Origin of the sequence: Streptomyces sp. NPDC090445, from assembly GCF_044769385.1 — a bacterium.
Classification (GTDB): domain Bacteria; phylum Actinomycetota; class Actinomycetes; order Streptomycetales; family Streptomycetaceae; genus Streptomyces.
Genome location: NZ_JBIVXV010000002.1, coordinates 318907 through 337743, shown reverse-complemented (window position 1 = coordinate 337743; position 18837 = coordinate 318907). Strand labels below are relative to the sequence as shown.

Below are 18837 nucleotides of genomic sequence, written 5' to 3'. Positions count from 1 at the left end.
GGGTGGGGCGTGCCCGCGTCAGGCGTGCTCGCGCCAGCCGTTGGTGATGGGCAGGCGGCGGTCCTTGCCGAAGCCCTTCGCGGAGATCTTCGTGCCCGGCGGGTACTGGCGGCGCTTGTACTCGGCGGTGTCCACCATCCGCAGCGTCCGCGCCACGAGCTCCCGGTCGAACCCGGCCGCGACGATCGCCTCGATGCCCTGGTCGCGGTCCACGTACAGCTCCAGGATCGCGTCCAGCACCGGATAGTCCGGCAGCGAGTCCGTGTCCACCTGGTCCGGGCGCAGTTCGGCGCTCGGCGGCTTCACGATCGAGTTCTCCGGGATGGGCGGGGTCTCCCCGCGCTCGGCCGCGGCCCGGTTGCGGTACCGGGCGAGCCGGAACACGTCCGACTTGTACACGTCCTTGATCGGGCCGTACGCGCCGACCGAGTCGCCGTACAGGGTGGAGTAGCCGACGGCCAGCTCCGACTTGTTGCCGGGGGCGAGGACGATGTGGCCCTCCTGGTTGGACACCGCCATCAGCATGGTGCCCCGCAGCCGGGACTGGAGGTTCTCCTCGGCCAGGCCGGTCAGACCCAGCGACCCCATGTACGCGTCGAACATCGGCTCGATCGGCACCGTGCGGAGGTTCAGGCCGGTGCGGCGGGCCAGTTCGGCCGCATCGCCCCTGGAGTGTTCCGAGGAGTACTTCGAGGGCATCGAGATGCCGTACACGTTCTGCGCGCCGATCGCGTCGCAGGCGATGGCGGCGACGAGCGCCGAGTCGATGCCGCCGGAGAGCCCGATCAGGACGGAGCGGAATCCGTTCTTCTTGACGTACGCGCGCAGGCCCACGACCAGCGCGTCGTACACCTCCTCGTCGTCGTCGAGGCGGTCGGCGTAACCGCCGGGGACGGCCGGCTCGTACGGCTCCACCGGCTCCTCGGACAGGATCACGCGGTCGATCCGCAGCCCGTCGTCGACGATGCCCTCGGGGGCTTCGGCCGGCGCCGCGGGCAGGTCGAGGTCGATCAGGACGCAGCCCTCGGAGAACTGCGGGGCGCGGGCGATGACCCGGCCGTCGGCGCCGACGACGATGGAGTCGCCGTCGAAGACGAGCTCGTCCTGGCCGCCGATCATCGCGAGGTAGGCCAGGGTGCAGCCCGCCTCTTGGGCCCGCTTCTGCACCAGTTCGAGGCGGGCGTCGTCCTTCTTGCGCTCGTACGGGGAGGCGTTGACGGAGATCAGCAGGCCGGCCCCGGCCGAGCGGGTGGCCGGCACCCGGCCGCCCTCCTGCCAGAGGTCCTCGCAGATCGCCAGGGCCACGTCGACGCCGCGGACGCGGATCACCGGCTGGGTGTCGCCGGGCACGAAGTAGCGGAACTCGTCGAACACGCCGTAGTTGGGAAGGTGGTGCTTGGCGAAGCGGAGCACCACCTCGCCGCGGTGCAGGACGGCGGCCGCGTTCTCGGGGGAGCCGGCGGGCAGGCCCAGGCGCGGGGCGGCGCGTTCGGAGCGGTCGAGGTAGCCGACGATGACCGGCACCTCGCCCAGGCCCTCGGCCGCGAGCCGCTCGGCCAGCCCGAGCAGGGCGGCGCGGGAGGCCTCGACGAAGGAGGCGCGCAGGGCGAGGTCCTCGACGGGGTACCCGGTCAGCATCATCTCGGGGAACGCCACGAGGTGGGCGCCCTGCTCGGCGGAGTGCCGGGTCCAGTGGACGACGGAGTCGGCGTTGGCGGAGACGTTGCCGACGTGCGAGTCGATCTGATTGAGAGCGAGGCGTAGTTGAGGCACGGGGCCCAGTGTAATCGTCTTTCTGACGCGATGTCCTGGAAGCCCCGTGCCGCAAGGGTTCTGCCGGCCGCGGAAGCGGTGCCGCGGGTGCGGGTGCGGGTGCGGGTGCGGGTCCGGGTGCGCGTGCGCGTGGCGGGCCGTTGCCGGCTGCTGCCCGGACCGCTGCGGGATCAGCCGATCGGGCCTGCGAACTTGGCGCCGGGCATCAGAATGCCGGGGGAGATCGAGGCGCTGAGGCCGGTCGTGCCCTCGGGCACCTCGTAGGTGATGATCCCGCTGGCGGACTGGCCGGGCAGGATGTCGCCGCGGATGAACCTGGGCATGTCGCCGCCGTCGAAGGCGAGCTGGGCGGTCATGCCCTTGTCGTCGCGGACCTCGGGCACTGCGTGGATGACGTTGTGGTTCTCGGTGGAGCCGTTGGTGATGGTCATCGTGATCTGCACCGCGTTGCGGACGGTCGAGTACCGGTTCTTCGACACGTACTCCTTCGGGGCGGACAGGCTGACCTTGATGCCGTTCGGGTAGGTGTACGTCTCGCCGAACGGGAGCGGCGTGGTCATGCCGGGGCCCGTGGGCGGCGCGGAGCGCGACGGCTTCGGCGCGGGGAGCTTGGGGGCCGCGGACGGGTTCGGCGGCCAGGGCTCGTCGGCGCCGGGGTCGTGGTCGTCGTACCGGTCGGGGTCGTCGAAGCGGGCCTCGGCGGCCCGGTCGGCGAGGCGGTCGACCACGTTCTGGGTGACGAAGTAGCCGCCGACGGAGGCGGCGATGCCGAGTACGCCGAGGACGGTGCCGATGACCGACATCGTCTTGCGGCCGGCGCCGGCCGAGGCGCGGTTGACGGCGCCGATGCCGAGGCCGACGGCGGTCACACCGAGGATCGCGCCGAGCCAGAAGAGGAACGGGAGCGGGCCGACGGGCAGGGAGACCAGGCCGACGACGAGGGCGGCGACGGCCAGGCCGTTGGTGACGGGGGCGGGCTGCTGGAACCAGGGACCGCCGGCGCCGGGCGCCGCCCACAGTCCGGCCTGCGGCGGCACGGGCCCGCCGGGAACGCCGTATCCGGGCATGGCGGCGGTGTCGGGGGAGGGCGCCGCAAAGCCGTGCTGGGCAGCGTAAGCCGCCGTCGGGGCGGATTCGGGAGCCGGTGCGGATCCCCGGGCCGGTGCGGCCCAGGTGTCGGGCGCTCCGGCGGCAGCGGCCGGGGCGGGCTCGGCAGCGGGGACGGGCTCGGCGGCCGGGGCGGCGGGAACCTCGACGGTGGCCGCCGCGGGCGCCGCCTCCGGCGCCGGGGCGGGCTGCGGTTCCGGGGCCGGGGTCCTGGTGGGTTCCGGCTCCGGGAGCTTGGTGAGCGACAGCGGGGTCGGCTCGGTGTGCTCCGGCCGGTCCGGCTGTTCCGCGGGCGGCGCGGGTTCGGCGGCGGCGTCCGCGGGCGCGGTCGGCGACGGCTCGGCCGCCGGGGCCGGGGTCTTGGTGAGCGACAGCGGGCGGGTCGCGTCGTCCGGCTCCGGCCGGTCCGGGGTCGCCTCGGGCTTGGGGGTCGCGTCGGCCGCCGGGGTGTCCGCGGACTTGTCCGGCGACCGTGTGGGCGTCGGGGCCGCCTCCGGCTGGGGCGCGGGTGTGCCCTCGGGCTCCGCGGGCGGGCCGGGCGGGTTCGGAGGCGTACTCATGCGGCGCGAACGTCCTCGTCTGATCGAAGCAGGCGGTCTGATGATCAGACAGCCTGCCACGCAGCTCAGACATGGCCAAAGGCTTTCGGTCCTGCCCCATCCGGCAGGCGGGGGCAGGACCGGTCGGTCCCGTGGCGTCCCGTCAGACCGCGGTCCGCTCCACGGGAATCCACAGCTCGGTGGTCACGTCCGCCCCCTCCACCGACCGCGGGGCGCGCAGGATCTCCGGCCCGGGCCGGAGCGCGTACGGGTTGGAGGGGAGCCACTGGGTGTAGACGTCCCGCCACAGGGACTGCAGGGCCTGCGGGAACGGCCCGGTGTTCGCGAAGACGGCCCAGGTGCCGGCCGGGACGACCCGGACGTCCAGGTCCTCCGGGATCTCCGCGGCCCCGGCGCCGGTCACCACCGCGAGGTGGTAGTCCAGTTCGACGCCCTCCTCGCGGCTGTCGCCCAGGTGCTCGGTCACCGAGACGATGCCGGCCGGCTCCTGGTCGGACAGCCCGGATATCCGCTCGGCCAGCTGCGGCCCGACCGCCTCGACGAACGAGAGGATCGCCGGGTTCACCCCCTCGTGGACGAGCGGCACCCGCGTCTTCCTGCCGGCGATCCGGAACTCCGCCTTCTCCACGATCCGGTACTGCATGGTCGTACTCCCTTCGATGACGAGGCGGAAGGACATCCGGGGCTGTGCGCGCAGGACCGCGCCGGTGCGCCGCGCCTCGCCCGGGCCGATGCCGTGGACCGCGCGGAACGCGCGCCCGAAGGCCTCGGCGGACGTGTAGCCGTGGCGTACCGCGATGTCGAGCAGGGTCCGCTCGCCGGCCAGCACCTCGGCACCGGCGACGGTGAGCCGCCTGCGCCGGACGTACTCCGACAGCGGGATCCCGGCCAGCGCGGAGAACATGCGCCGGAAGTGGTACTCCGACGTCATCGCGATCCGGGCCAGCTCGGCCGCGTCCACGTCGCCGTGGAGGCGGTCCTCGATGTGGTCCAGGGCGCGGTTCAGCTGCTCCAGCATCCCGGCCTCCTTCCTCTGTTGCGGTCCCCACCGTAGGAACGGGTGGCCGGTCGGGACCCGACATTCCGTGCCCGCTTCGGTCGGGGTCGGGTCGGGGCGGGGTCCGGGCCGGGGCCGGGGTCGGGTCCGGTCCGGGTCCGGTCCGGGCCGGGTCCGAGTCGGGTCGGGTCGGCAGGATTCGGCGGCGCGGCGGTGTGGTCCGTCGCACTCGGGGCACGGCCGAGGCAACGCAAGCGGCCGGGGTCACGTCATCCAGGGCGTGGGACCGACTCGGATGGCCCAGGCGGCCGCCGACGGCCCGCGGGGCTGTGCGCGAAACGGGGCGCGCCGTGCCCGGAACCCTACCCCGGGCGGGTATCCGAGCGGAGGGCCGGTTCGGCCGTGTTAAGGATGATGGGGAACATGACCACAAAAGCCGCGAAGGTGAACGAAAAGGGGATGCGCCAGGCGAAACCGGGGGACCGAATAGGCAGCCGAGGGGCCCTCGGGAGCCACGGTGTCCCCGGGAGCCGCGGCGTCTCCGGGAACCCTGGTGCCCCCAAGAGCCCCAGTGTCTCCGGGGGCCACGGTGTCTCCGGGAGCCCTGGTGCCCCCGGAAGCCCCGGGAACCCCGGGGGCACCAGGCCGTCCAGGGGGCCGCAGATCATCGCCGTGCTGATCGGCCTCGCCGCCACCGCGTACACGGCCTGGGTCATGGAGGTCGTCCTCTCCACGGGCCTGAACCCCATCCAGACCTACGTCAGCGAGCTCGCCGCCCAGGACCAGCCGCTCGGCGGCCTCTTCCGGGCCACCGACTTCACCGCGGGCCTGCTCGCCTTCACCGGCGGCCTGCTGGCCCTGATCCGGCTCCGGTGGCACCACGACGCCCGCCGCCGCTGGTCCGTCGCCGGCTGGGCCGGGGTCACCCTGTTCGGCGCCGCCACCGCCGCGGACGCCTGGCTGCCGCTGAGCTGCACCCCCACCGTCGATCCGGAGTGCGCCGCGCTGGAGACCGCCAAGCTGGTTCCGGCCACCCACCAGGCCCACGCCGTGAGCAGCAGCCTCGCCATGACCGGCGCCCTCGTCGGGATCGTCGCCCTGACCGTCGCCGCCCGCCGCTACGGCCGCTTCGCGCCGCTCGCCGAGTACGGGCCCACCCTGGTCGTCCTGGAGCTCCTCGCCACCGCCTGGACCCTGATCTCCGTCTCCCTCTTCACCGCCGGGCACGGCACCTGGGCGCTGGGCGCCGGGCAGCGGATGCAGGTGCTGCTCGTGGCGCTCTGGCTGGGCCTGCTGGCGTACTCCGTGTACGAGGAGCGCCGCACATGACGGTCCCGGGCGCACCGGGTGCCCGGGGCGCAGCCTCGGGTGACTCGGCTGCCCTGGGTGACTCGGCTGCCTTGGGTGCCCCGGCTGCCCCGGCCGCCCCGCCGACCCCGGTCTTCGTGCGGTCGGAGGACGGGGTTCCGCTGCACGTGGTGGTGGAGGGCAGCGGTCCGCCGGTCGTGCTGAGCACGGGGCTCGCCATGGCCTGGTTCGACTGGGACCCGGTCGCGGCGCTGCTCGTCGCCGCAGGCCGGACCGTGATCCGCTTCGACCGGCCCGGGCACGGCCTCAGCGGCCCCGCCGCCGACCCGCCGACTGCCGCCGGGGAGGCCCGCCGGATCGCCGGGCTGCTGGACGCGCTCGGCCCGGTCGGCGGCGCCCGCGTCACCGTGGCCGGGCATTCCATCGCCGCCTTCCACGCCGAGGCCTTCGCCCGCCTGTACCCGGAGCGCACCGCCGCCCTGGTCCTCGTCGACGGCAGTGTGGAGGAGCAGCCCCACGCGGTCCTGCCCGCCGGGCTGCGTACCGGCGCGGCCCGCGCGCTGGGCCGGGCCCTGACGGCCGCCGGACTCCCGGCCGCGCTGGGGCCCGCCGCCCGGCGGGCCGCCGTACGCCTGTCCCGGACCGGCGGGGCCGATCCGGCCGCGCGGGACCTCGTACGCCGCTGCTACCGCACCGGCCGGGTGTGGCGCGGGATCCTGCTGGAGAACGCCCGCTACCCCGACATGGCCGCCGAGGTCCTCGCGCTGCGCTCCCGCCGCCCGCTGGCCGCCCCCGCCACGGTCCTCGCCGGGTACGACGGCTCCGGCTCGGCCACGGCCCTGCACTGGCTGGACCGCCAGCGGGGCCTGGCGGCCGCCCTCGGGGCCCGCTTCGAGACCGCCGCGCCCTCGGGGCACCTGGTCATGCTGGACCGCCCGGCCCAGACGGCACGGGCGGTCCTGAGCGCCGCCACCGGCGGCGGGGCGGCGCCGCCTCAGCGGCGGGCGTAGACCTTCTCCACGAATTCCGCGAGCTGTGTTTCCGGGAGGTGCTGGGCCAGGTCGGCTTCGCTGATCATGCCGACGAGGCGCTTGTTCTCGATGACCGGGAGCCGCCTGATCTGGTGGGACTCCATCTCGTCCAGCACGGCGGAGACGTCCGCGTCGGCGGCGATCCAGCGCGGGGTGCCCTCGCACAGGTCGCCGCAGGTGACCTTCGCCGGGTCGTGGCCCTTGGCCACGCACTTCACGACGATGTCGCGGTCGGTGATGATGCCGCACAGCCGTTCGTTGGCGTCGCTGACGGGCAGCGCGCCCACGCCGAGCCGGCCCATGAGCTCGGCGGCCCGGTCCAGGGTCTCCGTCGCGGGGATCCACTGGGCTCCGGGGTGCATGATGTCTGCCGCGGTGGTCATAGGGGAACCTCCTGAGCATGCCGTTGCGGCGGCCGGCGCGGTCGCGCCCGCCTCGGCGCCCTGGGGAGGCCGGTTGGTGGGAGGGCCGGTAAGGGCGCCCTCCCACCACCGTACGGGGGTGTTACGTCACCCGCGCGGTGCAGCCCCGCGCTGCCGCAGCATGTCCGCCATCAGGGTGAGCTCCGACTGCTGGGCGTCGACCATGCCCTGGGCGAGCGCCCGCTCGGCCGGGGTCCGGCACTGGGTCGCGCAGCCCCGGGCCATCGCGACGCCGCCCTTGTGGTGGTCGGTCATCAGCTGGAGGTAGAGCACCTCCGCGTCCCGGCCCTGGGCGGCGCCGAGCGCGGCCAGCTCCTCCTTGGTCGCCATCCCGGGCATGAGCGCGCCCGGCTTGGCGGCGACACCGCCCATGTCGTGCCCGCCGCCGTGGCCGCTGCCTTCCGTGCCGGCGCTGCCTTCCCCACTGCTGCTGCTGCCGCCGCTGCCGTGCCCGCTGCCGCTGCCGCCGCCCGTGGACATCCACGACATCGGCGGCTCGCCGGCCAGCACCTTCGGCAGGCCCCACAGGTCGAGCCAGCCCAGGAGCATGCCCCGCTGGTTGGCCTGGGTGTTGGCGATGTCGTAGGCGAGGCTGCGCACGGCCTCGTCCTGCGTGCGGTCGCGCACGATGAAGGACATCTCCACCGCCTGCTGGTGGTGCACCGCCATGTCCCGGGCGAAGCCCGCGTCCGGCGAGTACAGGGCGGGCGTCCGCTGCTCCCGCGCCGGGCCGGAGCCGGAGCTTCCGCTGGCGGCGGCGACCGTCGCCGCCACCGCGAACGCCAGCGCCAGCAGCACCGCCGTACCGGCCGCCCAGTACGTACGCCTCACTTGCCGGCCAGCCCGTTGGTGCAGGCCGCGCCCGGCTCGGGCGTCTGCGGGCCCTGCACGTACTTGGTGAAGAACTGCTTCACCCGGGCGTCCGACGCGCTGTCCACGGTGACCTGCTTGCCCCACGCGCTCAGCGTGATCGCCCCGGCCTGCTCCTTGACCGGGCTCATCAGCGAGTACGGCGTCTTCGCCACGGTCTCGGCGAGCTTGTCGACCTCGGCCTGCGGGGCCTTCTCGTTGTAGGTCACCCAGACCGCGCCGTGCTCCAGCGAGTGCACGGCGTTCACCTGCGGGACCGGCTCCTTGTAGACGTCGCCGTTGCAGTTCATCCAGCGGGGGCTGTGGTCGCCGCCGACCGGCGGGTTCATCGGGTACGTCACCGGGGTCTCGACGTGGTTGCGGCCCAGCGACTTCGCCTCCCAGGTCTGCTCCTGGGCGACCGGGGTCGTACGGGCGGCCTCGATCGCGGCGGCCGCGGCCTTCTCCTTGTTCTTCTGGTCGATCAGTACCCAGGCGCCGAAGCCGACGAGGCCGCCGACGACGGCCACGGAGGCCGTGATCGCGATGACCTTGTTGCGTCGCTCGCGGGCGCGTTCGGCCCGGCGCATCTCGGCTATGCGCGCCTGGCGGGAGTGCTGGTCGTTCCTGGTGGTGCCGGCCATGTGCCCTGTTCCTTTGCTGAGGGGGGTGGAGGTGTGGATCCGGTCGGGGCGCGCGGTGGGAGCGCGCCGGACCTGTCAGGTCCGCAACACCTGGAGGGCGTGGAGGTCGGGGGCCCGGGCGAGCGTGCCGTGCGGGCGGGCCCGCCCGGCGTCGGCGACACGCGCGACGGGATCCGCGGCGGCCGCCGCCACCGGCACGGCGGGCGGCGGGGCGGGCAGGACACCGGGGGTGACGTGCGAGAAGGGGGAGCAGCCGGGCAGATCGTCGTGCGACACGCACACGACACGCGCGGCCGCATACGGGGCGGCCGGATGCCCGTACGCGTGCCCGTGCAGGACAGGAGCCACGGGAGCGGGGGACGCTCCGGCAGCGGCGGTCACGGCATGCGGCTCACCCGGGCGTACGCACAGCAGCAGCGCACCGAGCAGCACGGAGAGGGCGACCGCGATGAGGGCACGCCGAGGCAGCTGCCGCCCGATGCGGCCGGTGCGCCCGATGCGCCCGATGTGCCCGACGCGCCCGTGCCGCGCGTGCTCCCGTCCCCCCATGGCCGCAGATGGTAGTGCTCATGACGGGTCCAAGGTCAGTGCGGGGGTGTCACGACCTTTGCGGGGTGCGTAATGTGGCGGAAACCACGACTGGCGATACTGGGCCCGCCCCCTGCGCACACACCCCTGGGGGCGGTGGTGCACAAGCCGTCTGAACTGCGAGGATGAAGGCATGGACAAGCAGCAGGAATTCGTCCTCCGGACGCTGGAGGAGCGCGACATCCGCTTCGTGCGCCTGTGGTTCACCGACGTGCTGGGCTTCCTCAAGTCCGTGGCCGTCGCCCCGGCCGAGCTGGAGCAGGCCTTCGACGAGGGCATCGGCTTCGACGGCTCGGCCATCGAGGGCTTCGCGCGGGTCTACGAGTCCGACATGATCGCCAAGCCGGACCCGGGCACCTTCCAGATACTGCCGTGGCGCGCCGAGGCCCCGGGCACCGCCCGCATGTTCTGCGACATCCTCATGCCGGACGGCTCCCCCTCCTTCGCCGACCCGCGCTTCGTCCTGAAGCGGATCCTGGCCAAGACCTCCGACCTGGGCTTCACCTTCTACACCCACCCGGAGATCGAGTTCTTCCTGCTGAAGGACAAGCCGCTCGACGGCTCCCGCCCCGTCCCCGCCGACAACTCCGGCTACTTCGACCACACCCCGCAGAACGTCGGCATGGACTTCCGCCGCCAGGCGATCACCATGCTCGAATCCATGGGCATCTCGGTCGAGTTCAGCCACCACGAGGGCGCCCCCGGCCAGCAGGAGATCGACCTCCGCTACGCCGACGCCCTCTCCACCGCCGACAACATCATGACCTTCCGCCTGGTCATGAAGCAGGTCGCCCTGGAGCAGGGCGTCCAGGCCACGTTCATGCCGAAGCCCTTCTCCGAGTACCCCGGCTCCGGCATGCACACCCACCTCTCCCTCTTCGAGGGCGACCGCAACGCCTTCTACGAGTCCGGCGCCGAATACCAGCTCTCCAAGGTCGGCCGCTCCTTCATCGCAGGCCTGCTGCGCCACGCGGCGGAGACCTCGGCCGTCACCAACCAGTGGGTCAACTCGTACAAGCGGATCTGGGGCGGCTCCTCCCGCACCGCCGGCTCCGGCGGCGAGGCGCCCTCGTACATCTGCTGGGGCCACAACAACCGCTCGGCGCTGATCCGCGTCCCCATGTACAAGCCGGGCAAGATGGGCTCCTCCCGCATCGAGGTCCGCTCCATCGACTCGGGCGCCAACCCCTACCTCACGTACGCAGTCCTCCTCGCCGCCGGCCTGAAGGGCATCGAGGAGGGCTACGAACTCCCGGCCGGCGCCGACGACGACGTGTGGGCGCTGTCCGACGCCGAGCGCCGCGCGATGGGCATCGAGCCCCTCCCGCAGAACCTCGGCGAGGCGATCTCCCTGATGGAGAAGAGCGAGCTCGTCGCCGAAACCCTCGGCGAGCACGTCTTCGACTTCTTCCTCCGCAACAAGAAGCAGGAGTGGGAGGAATACCGCTCGGAGGTCACGGCCTTCGAACTCCGCAAGAACCTCCCGGTCCTCTGACCGCAGCGGCAGACGTCTGCCGCACGCCGGAACCCCTGTGGTGCCCGCGGCCATCGGCCGCGGGCACCACGGCCGTTCAGTTCGCCATGAGGGGTCGCTGTCACTCAGCACGCTGAAGAAGTCCAATTCGGCGGCAGGAGCAGCTGACCGGACTGACTGCGTCAGTTCCGTCGGATCTTCGCGGCCAGATTCTCCGCGGCACCCTCCCAGGCGTCGCGACCGGTCAGGGTCTTCGCCTTGGCTACCAGATTGCCGCCGTTGTACTGGGCCGGCTCGACCAGCGTGCCGTGGAACGTGCTCCCGGCCCGGGTGAAGTCGATGTTCGCGGCCGCCTCCATCGCCTCCTTGATGGTCAGGTTGGCGCCGTGGGTGACCTCGCGCACCGCCGCCGCCAGCGCGTACAGCACGTTGGCGCTGGTCAGCCAGGTGGTCTCGCGCAGCTTGACGACACCGCTGGGGACCGACAGGGCGCTGGCTACGTCGGGCAGCATGCCAAACCCGGTCCAGAAATCGATCATCCTCTGGAGCGCGTCGTCGTGCCCGGTGGTGGCGATCTCGACCGCGACGGCCTCGTCCCACGTCCGGGACGAGCGGGCGCCGGTCCCCACCAGGAGCGTGCCCGTCGCATACCGCAGCGTCTTGAACCCCGTCAGCTTCGGCGAGAGCTTGCCGGGGGAGTCAGTGAGGAACTCGACTCGCTTGCCCCCCTCGAAGACCGGCACCTGGCCGTCCTTCAGCACGTCCTCCAACAAGATCTTGTTGATTGCCTGACGACGGTCCATCGACTGCGCGATCGAGGCGTTGAGCGGCTTGGCGTTCTGCTGCAGGTCGGTGAAGTCCTGCGCGCGACGTGCCTGGTCGTCGTCCAGCACCACGATCACGGGCTGGCCGTTGGCCTGCAGCCGCTCTAACACTTCGTCGCCGTGCCGGTGGGCCTCGATGACGTCGCCGTAAGCGGAAGTGCGGTGACCGCCGTCCCCCACCTTGGCCTTCGCGCCGGGCTGCACGTACAGCGTCCCCATGCTGATGGGGGCCTCGGCGTCGTCCGCCACGAACTTGGCTTCGTCGGGGCGGTAGTACACGAGGACCGAGTTGAGGACGTAGTCCTCGGTTTCCTCGATGTACTTGGCGATGGCCTGCCGGTGGTTCTTGTCCTCCTTGCGGTTGGTCCCGGTTCCCTGCAGCGGGTCCCAGTTCTCGCGCTCGCCGACGGTCCCGACGTAGGTGACCGGGCTCATCACGGTGGTCACCATCTGCCGGCTGCCCATCTTGTAGCCGATGGCTGGGTAGGCGACGCGCCCGTACGGAATCTTCGGCCGCGACGGTGCTGCGCCGCTGGCCTCGGAGGAGTCTTCCATGTTGGTTCCTTCGCACATGGACGTCGATTACGTCCGATGGGGGCGAAGCTACGGGGGAAGTCGTCGCGTAGTGCGTCGGTTCATCTCGGTAGGTCCGGCTTCTACGCAAGAAGATGTACGCGTGAACTCTGCGCCGTTCGTGGGCCGTTCGTGGGTGGGCGGGGTGTTCCGGGTGGCGGTGTCAGTGGCCGGCTTTATGCTCCGGCTCACTGGGATGCAGCGTGGGTGGGGGCGGTGTGGGGCAGGGGCGGCCGGAGTATCCGTATCGGGCGGTTGGCGGGTGGAAGCTGGGGCTGGTTGTCGTGGGGGCGCTCGGGCTGCCCGTGCTCAACAACTGGGTTTCCGGGCTGCCGTTGGCCTCGGCGGATGCGGGGAGCGGGCTCATGCGGATCCAGGATGTGTCCGCCTCGCTCACCGTGGGCCTGCTGCTGGCCCTTCCCGTCGTGGTCTTCGCCCGGGGCTTCCATCAGCGTCGGCTCAGGCGCCACGAGGCGGAGATGCGCAGGCTCGCGCGGGAGAACCGGGACATGCGGCTGCGCCGCGTCCTGGAGGAGGCCCGGCGCAGGGCGGCCTGGCGGGCCGGGCTCGGATCGGATCGCGCGGAGCGGCGGGCGGGGTACAGCCCCTCCGTCGAGGAGATCGACCGTGTGACCCCGGGCGAGTTCGAGGACGTCGTGCGCCGGCTGCTGGAGCGGGACGGTCTCAGGGCCCAGGTCATCGGCGGCAGAGGGGACCAGGCGGTCGACGTGCTGGCGTTCGACGCCGCCGGCCAGGCGATGGCGGTGCAGTGCAAGCACACCACCCGGGGCCGCAAGGTCGGTTCCGAGGTGCTGTACCGGATCAACGGCACGGCCGGGCCGGTCTACCGGGCCGGCGTGGCCATCGTTGTCACCAATGGGTCCTTCACCAGGGACGCCGCCCAGTGGGGAGACGCGCACGGGATACGCCTGATCGACCGCGAAGCCCTCGCGAGGTGGTCGGCGGAAGCCGACCACCTGTACCAGGTCGTCGAGCTGCGGCCGCCGCTCTGACACGGGTCCCGTTACGGCTGGGAGAGGACCGCGCGGTGCCAGGTGGGGTGGGTGGGGCGGGTGGGGGGTGTGGTCGTGGTGATGTGGAGGTTTGCGTCCAGGCCCAGGACTGCTGTGGTCGTTGCGCCCGTCTGTTCGACGGTGCCGGACGGGGCGCCCGCGTACAGCATCTTGGATTCCGTCCAGGCCGGGGGGCCGCCCAGGCTCGTCGTGCTGACCGCGCCCGTGCCCGTCCGGCCGGAGAGGAAGCGGCCCGCCACGCCGACCGCGCCGTAGCCCGCCCGGCCGCCCGCTTCGGAGACGCTGGAGACCTGCGGCTTCGTGCCCGTGCCGTGGCCCGGCGTCACCAGGGCCGTGCGGACCACGCCCGAGTCCGGGCGGCGGAAGTACAGGCGGATCCCCGTGCCCTCCGGGGCCGCCGTGAGCGGGACCGTGGTCGCGGGCAGGCCCGTGGGGAAGGGGCCCTCCAGGGGGGCGTTCGGGTTCGGGCGGATCCAGGCCAGGACGGTTTTCCCGGTGGTGGCGTACACGTGGAGCCGGCCGGCGGAGTCGGTCGCGGTCGCCGGGTCGCTCTGCAGGTCCTCGCCGCCCAGGTTCCGCCAGGGGCCGAAGGTGCCGTCGGGCTGCTGTTCGCGGGCGCGCAGGGTGCGGCGGGAGTCGCGTACGTACACGGTCAGGCGCCCGTCGGCGGAGACGTCCGCTGCCGGGGTGCTGATCGCCGAGGTGCCGTCCTCGTCGGCGGTCTCCGGGGTGCCGAGCGACTGCCACGGGCCGAACGGGCCGTCGGGCGCGGACTGGACGGCGTACACCGCCTCGCGCCGGTAGCCGGGGTGGAGGGTGGTGCGGGTGGCCAGGACCGCGAGGCGGCCGTCGGGGAAGTGGGCGGTGGCCACGCCCGGGTCGATGCCGCCGCCGGGGAGCAGGGCCGGGCCGGTCCACCGGCCGGGGGTGCCCTCCCGGGTCCAGACGGCCAGCCGGCCGTCGAGGGCGGCGAAGGCCCAGAGCCGGCCGGGGGTGCCGGCCGTCAGCCAGGAGGCGTTGTCGCCGTGGGCGTAGCGCAGGGACTGGGCCCAGTTGCGGCCGGTGGGGCTGCCCGCGACCTTGCGGTCGCCGCAGCCGGAGGGGCTGCCGCAGTGGTTCTCGCGGTCGTGCCAGGCGTACGTCTTGAGGAAGCCGATCTTCGTCTCGGCGGTCTGCGGGTCCAGGGAGTGGGGCAGGGAGCCGTTGTGGTAGCCGAGGTAGCTCTGCACCGTGAACCGCGGGCGGTCGGTGACCCGCTCGGCGTACGCGGCGGTGGCGGCCTGCACGAAGCGGGCGCCGTACATGTGGTCCTGGTGGTCGGTGTACTTGCCGGTGTCGGGGTAGCGGCCGGGGGTCGGGTCCTGCATGCGTATCGTCGTCGGCCGGTAGCGGTCCAGGATCCCCGCTATGGACTGTACTGCCTGGTCCTTCGTGTACGTGTACGGCTGCTTGACGGGGCTTCCGGAGGACAGCTGGGCGCCGAGCGCCGGTATCTTCCCGTTCCACAGGCCGCGCAGGCTGTCCGGGTTCTCGGCGGTCGGGTTGCGGGCCTCGCGCAGCTGCAGCCAGACGAGGTTGACCTCGGGCTTGGCGGCGAGGACGTCGAGCTCGGCGGAGCCGCCGCCCTCGGTGGGTATCGCTGTGCGCTTCCACGCGCTGGTGCGGTCGCCGGTGGCCATCTGGGCGTAGGCGGCGCGTATGCCGTTCTGGCGGGCCTCCGCGTAGTGGGCGTGGTCGGCGGGCTGCTCCGGGTCCCAGGCGGCGCCGCCGCGGGCCTCGTTGCGGCCGTCCGCCTCGCCGGAGGTCAGGTAGACGGTGGTGAGCGTGGTGCGGGCGTTGGCAGCGGTGAGGGTGCGGCTGAGGTCCGGGTTCATGAAGAACAGGTCGTCGTCGGGGTGGGCGACGATCTGGACGACCGAGCCGCTCGTGACGCTGGCCGGGAGCGCCGCGGCCGGCTTGCCCTCCTGGGTGGCCTCGGCCGACGTCTGCTCGCCGGTGGCGATGGCGAGCACGCCGGTGGCGCCGACGGTGAACACCGGGAGCAGGGCCGCGAGGAGGAAGCGGCGACGGGCAAGGGGCATCGTCAGGCCTGGCCTTCGGGTCGTTCCGGGCGGGGAAAAACCGCTGAGCAGTCAGTGAGAGTCCAAAACACGCGACTTGGTTCACCCTTTTCGCCGATCACTCCGATCCTGCGGGGAGGTGCGAGGGGTCTCCTGCGGTTGTGCGGCGCGCGGGGCGACGGCCGGACGGTTGTTCTTGTTGTTGCCGTTCTTGCTGCTGCTGCTGCTGCCGCCGCCGTTGCCGTTGCCGTTGGCGCCGATCGGCTGCCATGGCGTCAGGTACGGCTGTTCGGTCTCCTTGGTCTTCTTGTCCTGTGCGGCCCTATCGCCGCCGGGTGAGGAGGTCACGTACAGCCGCGCGTCCAGTCCGACGACGGCCAGGCTGACCGTGTTCCGGCCGTTCGGTGTGCCGGTGACCGCCGCCGACGGGGCGCCGACGAACATCAGCGGCGAGCGTGCCCACGGCCGTCCCCGGCCCAGGTCCGAGCCCAGCTGCCCGCCGGCCGCGCGGCCCGCCAGGACGTGCCCGCTCGCCGCGACCGCGCCGAAGCCCTGGAGCCCGCCGAGGTCGGTGACGGGGCCCGCCTTCAGGGCGATGGTGGCGGTGGCGGCGGTGGTGGTAGCCGCGCTGCCGCCGGGTGTGCCTGCCGGCTTCTCCTCGGCGGTGAAGAGGGTCGTGCGGACGTCGCCCGAGCCCGGCTTGCGGAACCACATCCGTACGCCGCCCTCACGCCCCTCCACCGTGAGCGGGAGCGTGGTGTCCGGCAGCCCGGTCGGCGCCGCCGCCCCCAGCGGGGCGCCCGGCTTCGGCTGCACCCAGGCCGTCACCGACTTGGTCGTCGCCGCGAACACCATGCGCCGGCCGGCGGCGTCGGTCGCGGTGGCCGGGGTGCCGTGCAGGTCGGCGCCGCCGTGCTGCTCCCACGGGCCCCAGCTGCCGTCCGCGCGCTGCACCCGCCCGCGCAGGGTGTACGCGCCGTCGCGTACGTACGCCGCGAGCTGCCCGCTGCCGTCCACCGAGACGGCCGGGGCGCTGATGTCGGAGGTCCAGTTCTCGTCGGCGGTCTCGGGGGTGCCGAGGGACTGCCAGTCGCCGAACTCCTCCGCGCCCGGGCGCTTCTGGACGGCGTACACGACCTCGCGCCGGTAGTCCGCGGGCCGGGCGCCGAAGGAGGTGCGGGTGGTGAAGACCGCGATCCGGCCGTCCCGCAGCGCCACGGCGGACACGCCCGGGTCCATGCCGGTGCCGGGCAGCAGGCGCGGGCCGGTCCAGGTGCCGAGCAGCCCGGCCCGGTGCCAGACGGCGACCTGGCCGTCGAGCACCTTGAAGGCCCACAGGCCGTGCTCCTTGTCGGAGGCCAGCCAGGAGGTGCCGGAGCCGCGGGCGTAGTTGATGGAGGAGGTCCAGTTGTTGCCCTCGGGGCGGTCGGCGACCTTGAGGTCACCGCAGCCGGCGGTGCTGCCGCAGTGGTTCTGCCGGTCGATCCAGGCGTATATGCCCATGATGTCCAGCTTTTCCTTGGCTTCGTCGGCGGCGAGGTTGCCGGGCAGGGAGCCGTTGAAGTAGCCGATGTAGTTCTGCACGGCGAAGTGCGGGCGGCCGGTGACGCGTTCGGCGTACGCGGCGAGGGCGGCCTGTACGAAGCGGGCGCCGTAGAAGTGGTCCTGGTGGTCGGTGTACTTCTTCGTGTCCGGGTACCGGCCGGGGGTCGGGTCCTGGGAGCGGACGGTCGTCGGCTTGTACTGCTCCAGCACGCCGACGAGGGTCTGGACGACCTGCTCCTTCGTGTACGAGAACCGCTGCTTGACCGGGCTGCCGGAGGCGAGCACCGACTCCAGGCGGGCCGCCTTGCCGTCCCACAGGCCGCGCAGGCTGTCGGGCACGGGCTCGTGGACGGTGCCGGCCTCGCGGAGCTGGAGCCAGACGAGGTTGACCTCGGGCTTGGCGACGAGCACGTCGACCTCGGCGTGGCCGCCGCCCTTGGTGGGGACGGTGGTGCGCTTCCACGCACTGGCGCGGTCGCCGGTGGCCATCTTGGCGTAGGCGGCGCGGATGCCGTTCTGGCGGGCCTCGGCGTAGGCGGGCTTGTCGGGCGCGGTGGTGGCCTGCTTGCCGGCGCCGGCGTTGATGCCGTCGGCTTCGCCGGAGGTGAGGTAGACGGTGGTGACGCGGTGGCCGGCGGCGAGGGAGTACCGCAGGTCGGGGTTCATGAAGTACAGGTCGTCGTCGGGGTGGGCGACGACCTGGACCACCTGGCCGCCGGTCTCGGGGGCGATGGCTGTGCCGGTGCCGGTGCCGGTGCCGGTGCCGGTGCCTGTGCCTGTGGCTGTGCCTGTGGTTCCGGCTGAGGATCCGGATGCGGCTGAGGTCGAGGCTGAGGGGAGTGCGGGGAGGCCGGGGACTGCGGCCGGGTGCGCGGGGGCCGGCGTGGTCGGCCGGGCGGCACGGACGCCGGCGAGGGCGTCGCTGCCGCGCAGTACGAACATGCCGGTGGCGGCAAGGGCGGCGAAGACCCCGACGAGCCTGACCACCCGCCGCCCGTGAGGGCGGGCGGCGGGGGCGTCCGTACGGGTTCGGCGGCGCGTCCGGCTGCCTCGGCCGGACGGGTCCTCGGCGTCGGCGGCGTGTGCGGCCGTACCGCCGTCTCGCCGGGCGGCGGGCTGGGCGGGCTGCTGCCGGGTGGCTCCGGGTGCGGTGGGGTCGCCCGTTCGGGGGCGGGGGACGAACGGGGTCCCGGCCTGCTGCTGCCATGCCGGGTCAGTGGCGGGTATGCCGAAGTCCGCCGGTGCGGCCTGCCCTTGCCCGGGCGGGGGCGCCGCGTAGCCGTGGCTTCCGAGGGGCCAAGTGGCCGAGGGAGCGGGGCCTGTGGCGGAGCCACCGGGCCACTCGGGCTCGGCGGAGGGTATGCCGTGGCCGGGGGACCAGGCCCCGCTCTCCCAAGCCTGCGCCGCCTGTGCCGGGCCGGCGTGCCCGCCCGGGTACGGCTGTCCCTCCAGCGGCATGCCGAGCTCGTGGCTGTGGCTGTGGCTGTGGCTGTGGCTGTGGCCGTACCCGTGGCCGTGGGCGTGGCCTTGGCCGTCGTGTGTCCGGCCGTGGCTGTCCGGCGCGTGCCCGGGCGCGAAGGCCTGGCCGAACCCTTGGTCGGCCCCGTGACCCGGGCCCGGGCCGAGGTCCTGTGCGTGGCCCTGCTGCCCGTACCCGTACCCGTACCCGTACCCGTACCCGTAGCCCTCCCCGAACCCGTCGCCCTGTTCCGCATGCGGCGTGACGGGGGGCCAGATGGCGGCATCGCCCGCGGCGTTGGCCTGGCCGGGGATGGCCCCGGGGGCGTGGGCGTCCGGGCTGCCCGGCCGGAGCCACGGCGGGATGTCCGGGCCGTCGGGGTGGAGCCGGGGCGGGGTGCCCGGGCCGGTGTGCCCGTCGGGCATGCGGGTCCTCACAGCCGGTCGGTCGGCGGGCAGGCGCAGCCTCCCGCGCGGCGGCGGGCAGGGTGGGCAGCCGAAGGTGGTCAGTCTTCAGAGCGGAAAGACGGACAGAAAAGTCCGACAATCCGAGAATCTGTGAATCCGCGTCAGGATATGCAACGGTGCGC

Annotated in this window: 14 protein-coding genes; 4 read left to right on the top strand and 10 right to left on the bottom strand. The window is 73.2% G+C overall.

Annotation, left to right across the window (positions count from 1 at the left end; all coding sequences use genetic code 11):
• Nucleotides 1-18: 18 nt before the first annotated feature.
• The 3 genes from ACIQUT_RS06205 to ACIQUT_RS06195 form a co-directional block, all read right to left on the bottom strand.
• Entirely contained in the window at nt 19-1773 is a 1755-nt protein-coding gene (locus ACIQUT_RS06205; protein ID WP_403559988.1) for an NAD+ synthase, read from the bottom strand.
• A gap of 170 nt (nt 1774-1943) precedes the next feature.
• Entirely contained in the window at nt 1944-3440 is a 1497-nt protein-coding gene (locus ACIQUT_RS06200) for a DUF4352 domain-containing protein (RefSeq protein WP_403559986.1), read from the bottom strand.
• A 142-nt stretch (nt 3441-3582) separates the two neighbouring features.
• Entirely contained in the window at nt 3583-4458 is an 876-nt protein-coding gene (locus ACIQUT_RS06195) for a GyrI-like domain-containing protein (protein WP_403559984.1), read from the bottom strand.
• A gap of 654 nt (nt 4459-5112) precedes the next feature.
• Between ACIQUT_RS06195 and ACIQUT_RS06190 the strand changes: the two genes are divergently transcribed.
• Together ACIQUT_RS06190 and ACIQUT_RS06185 are read left to right on the top strand one after the other, a co-directional pair.
• Complete coding sequence (locus ACIQUT_RS06190; RefSeq protein ID WP_403560601.1) at nt 5113-5766, top strand: DUF998 domain-containing protein; 654 nt, start codon at nt 5113-5115, stop codon at nt 5764-5766.
• Between the two features lie 71 nt (nt 5767-5837).
• Nucleotides 5838-6755, top strand: coding sequence for an alpha/beta fold hydrolase (locus tag ACIQUT_RS06185; protein WP_403559982.1), 918 nt, complete (start codon nt 5838-5840; stop codon nt 6753-6755).
• Here the strand turns inward: ACIQUT_RS06185 and ACIQUT_RS06180 are convergent.
• The 4 genes from ACIQUT_RS06180 to ACIQUT_RS06165 form a co-directional block, all read right to left on the bottom strand.
• Nucleotides 6740-7159 carry a CBS domain-containing protein gene (locus ACIQUT_RS06180; protein WP_403559980.1) on the bottom strand — a complete coding sequence of 140 codons (420 nt, stop codon included), beginning with the start codon at nt 7157-7159 and terminating at the stop codon, nt 6740-6742. The two genes, ACIQUT_RS06185 and ACIQUT_RS06180, sit on opposite strands and share 16 nt — an antisense overlap.
• 126 nt (nt 7160-7285) lie before the next feature.
• Nucleotides 7286-8029 (bottom strand): DUF305 domain-containing protein, encoded by a 744-nt coding sequence (locus ACIQUT_RS06175; protein ID WP_403559978.1) that lies wholly within the window; start codon nt 8027-8029, stop codon nt 7286-7288.
• Nucleotides 8026-8691, bottom strand: a complete 666-nt coding sequence (locus ACIQUT_RS06170) for a DUF3105 domain-containing protein (protein WP_403559976.1) — start codon at nt 8689-8691, stop codon at nt 8026-8028. Before ACIQUT_RS06170 ends, ACIQUT_RS06175 begins: the two co-directional genes overlap by 4 nt.
• 75 nt (nt 8692-8766) lie before the next feature.
• Nucleotides 8767-9240 carry a hypothetical protein gene (locus ACIQUT_RS06165; protein WP_403559974.1) on the bottom strand — a complete coding sequence of 158 codons (474 nt, stop codon included), beginning with the start codon at nt 9238-9240 and terminating at the stop codon, nt 8767-8769.
• A 172-nt stretch (nt 9241-9412) separates the two neighbouring features.
• On the opposite strand from ACIQUT_RS06165, the gene ACIQUT_RS06160 reads away from it, so the two are divergent.
• Nucleotides 9413-10774, top strand: coding sequence for a glutamine synthetase family protein (locus ACIQUT_RS06160; RefSeq protein WP_179177751.1), 1362 nt, complete (start codon nt 9413-9415; stop codon nt 10772-10774).
• A 161-nt stretch (nt 10775-10935) separates the two neighbouring features.
• Here the strand turns inward: ACIQUT_RS06160 and ACIQUT_RS06155 are convergent, their stop codons facing one another.
• Entirely contained in the window at nt 10936-12132 is a 1197-nt protein-coding gene (locus tag ACIQUT_RS06155) for a DNA sulfur modification protein DndB (RefSeq protein WP_403559972.1), read from the bottom strand.
• Nucleotides 12133-12515: 383 nt separating this feature from the next.
• On the opposite strand from ACIQUT_RS06155, the gene ACIQUT_RS06150 reads away from it, so the two are divergent.
• Nucleotides 12516-13163, top strand: a complete 648-nt coding sequence (locus ACIQUT_RS06150; RefSeq protein WP_403559970.1) for a restriction endonuclease — start codon at nt 12516-12518, stop codon at nt 13161-13163.
• A gap of 11 nt (nt 13164-13174) precedes the next feature.
• Here ACIQUT_RS06150 and ACIQUT_RS06145 read toward each other — a convergent pair whose 3' ends face one another.
• Nucleotides 13175-15265 carry a PIG-L family deacetylase gene (locus tag ACIQUT_RS06145; protein ID WP_403559968.1) on the bottom strand — a complete coding sequence of 697 codons (2091 nt, stop codon included), beginning with the start codon at nt 15263-15265 and terminating at the stop codon, nt 13175-13177.
• 81 nt (nt 15266-15346) lie between these two features.
• A complete protein-coding gene (locus ACIQUT_RS06140) occupies nt 15347-18673 on the bottom strand; it encodes a PIG-L family deacetylase (protein ID WP_403559966.1) in 3327 nt (1108 codons plus the stop codon).
• Nucleotides 18674-18837 lie beyond the last annotated feature (164 nt).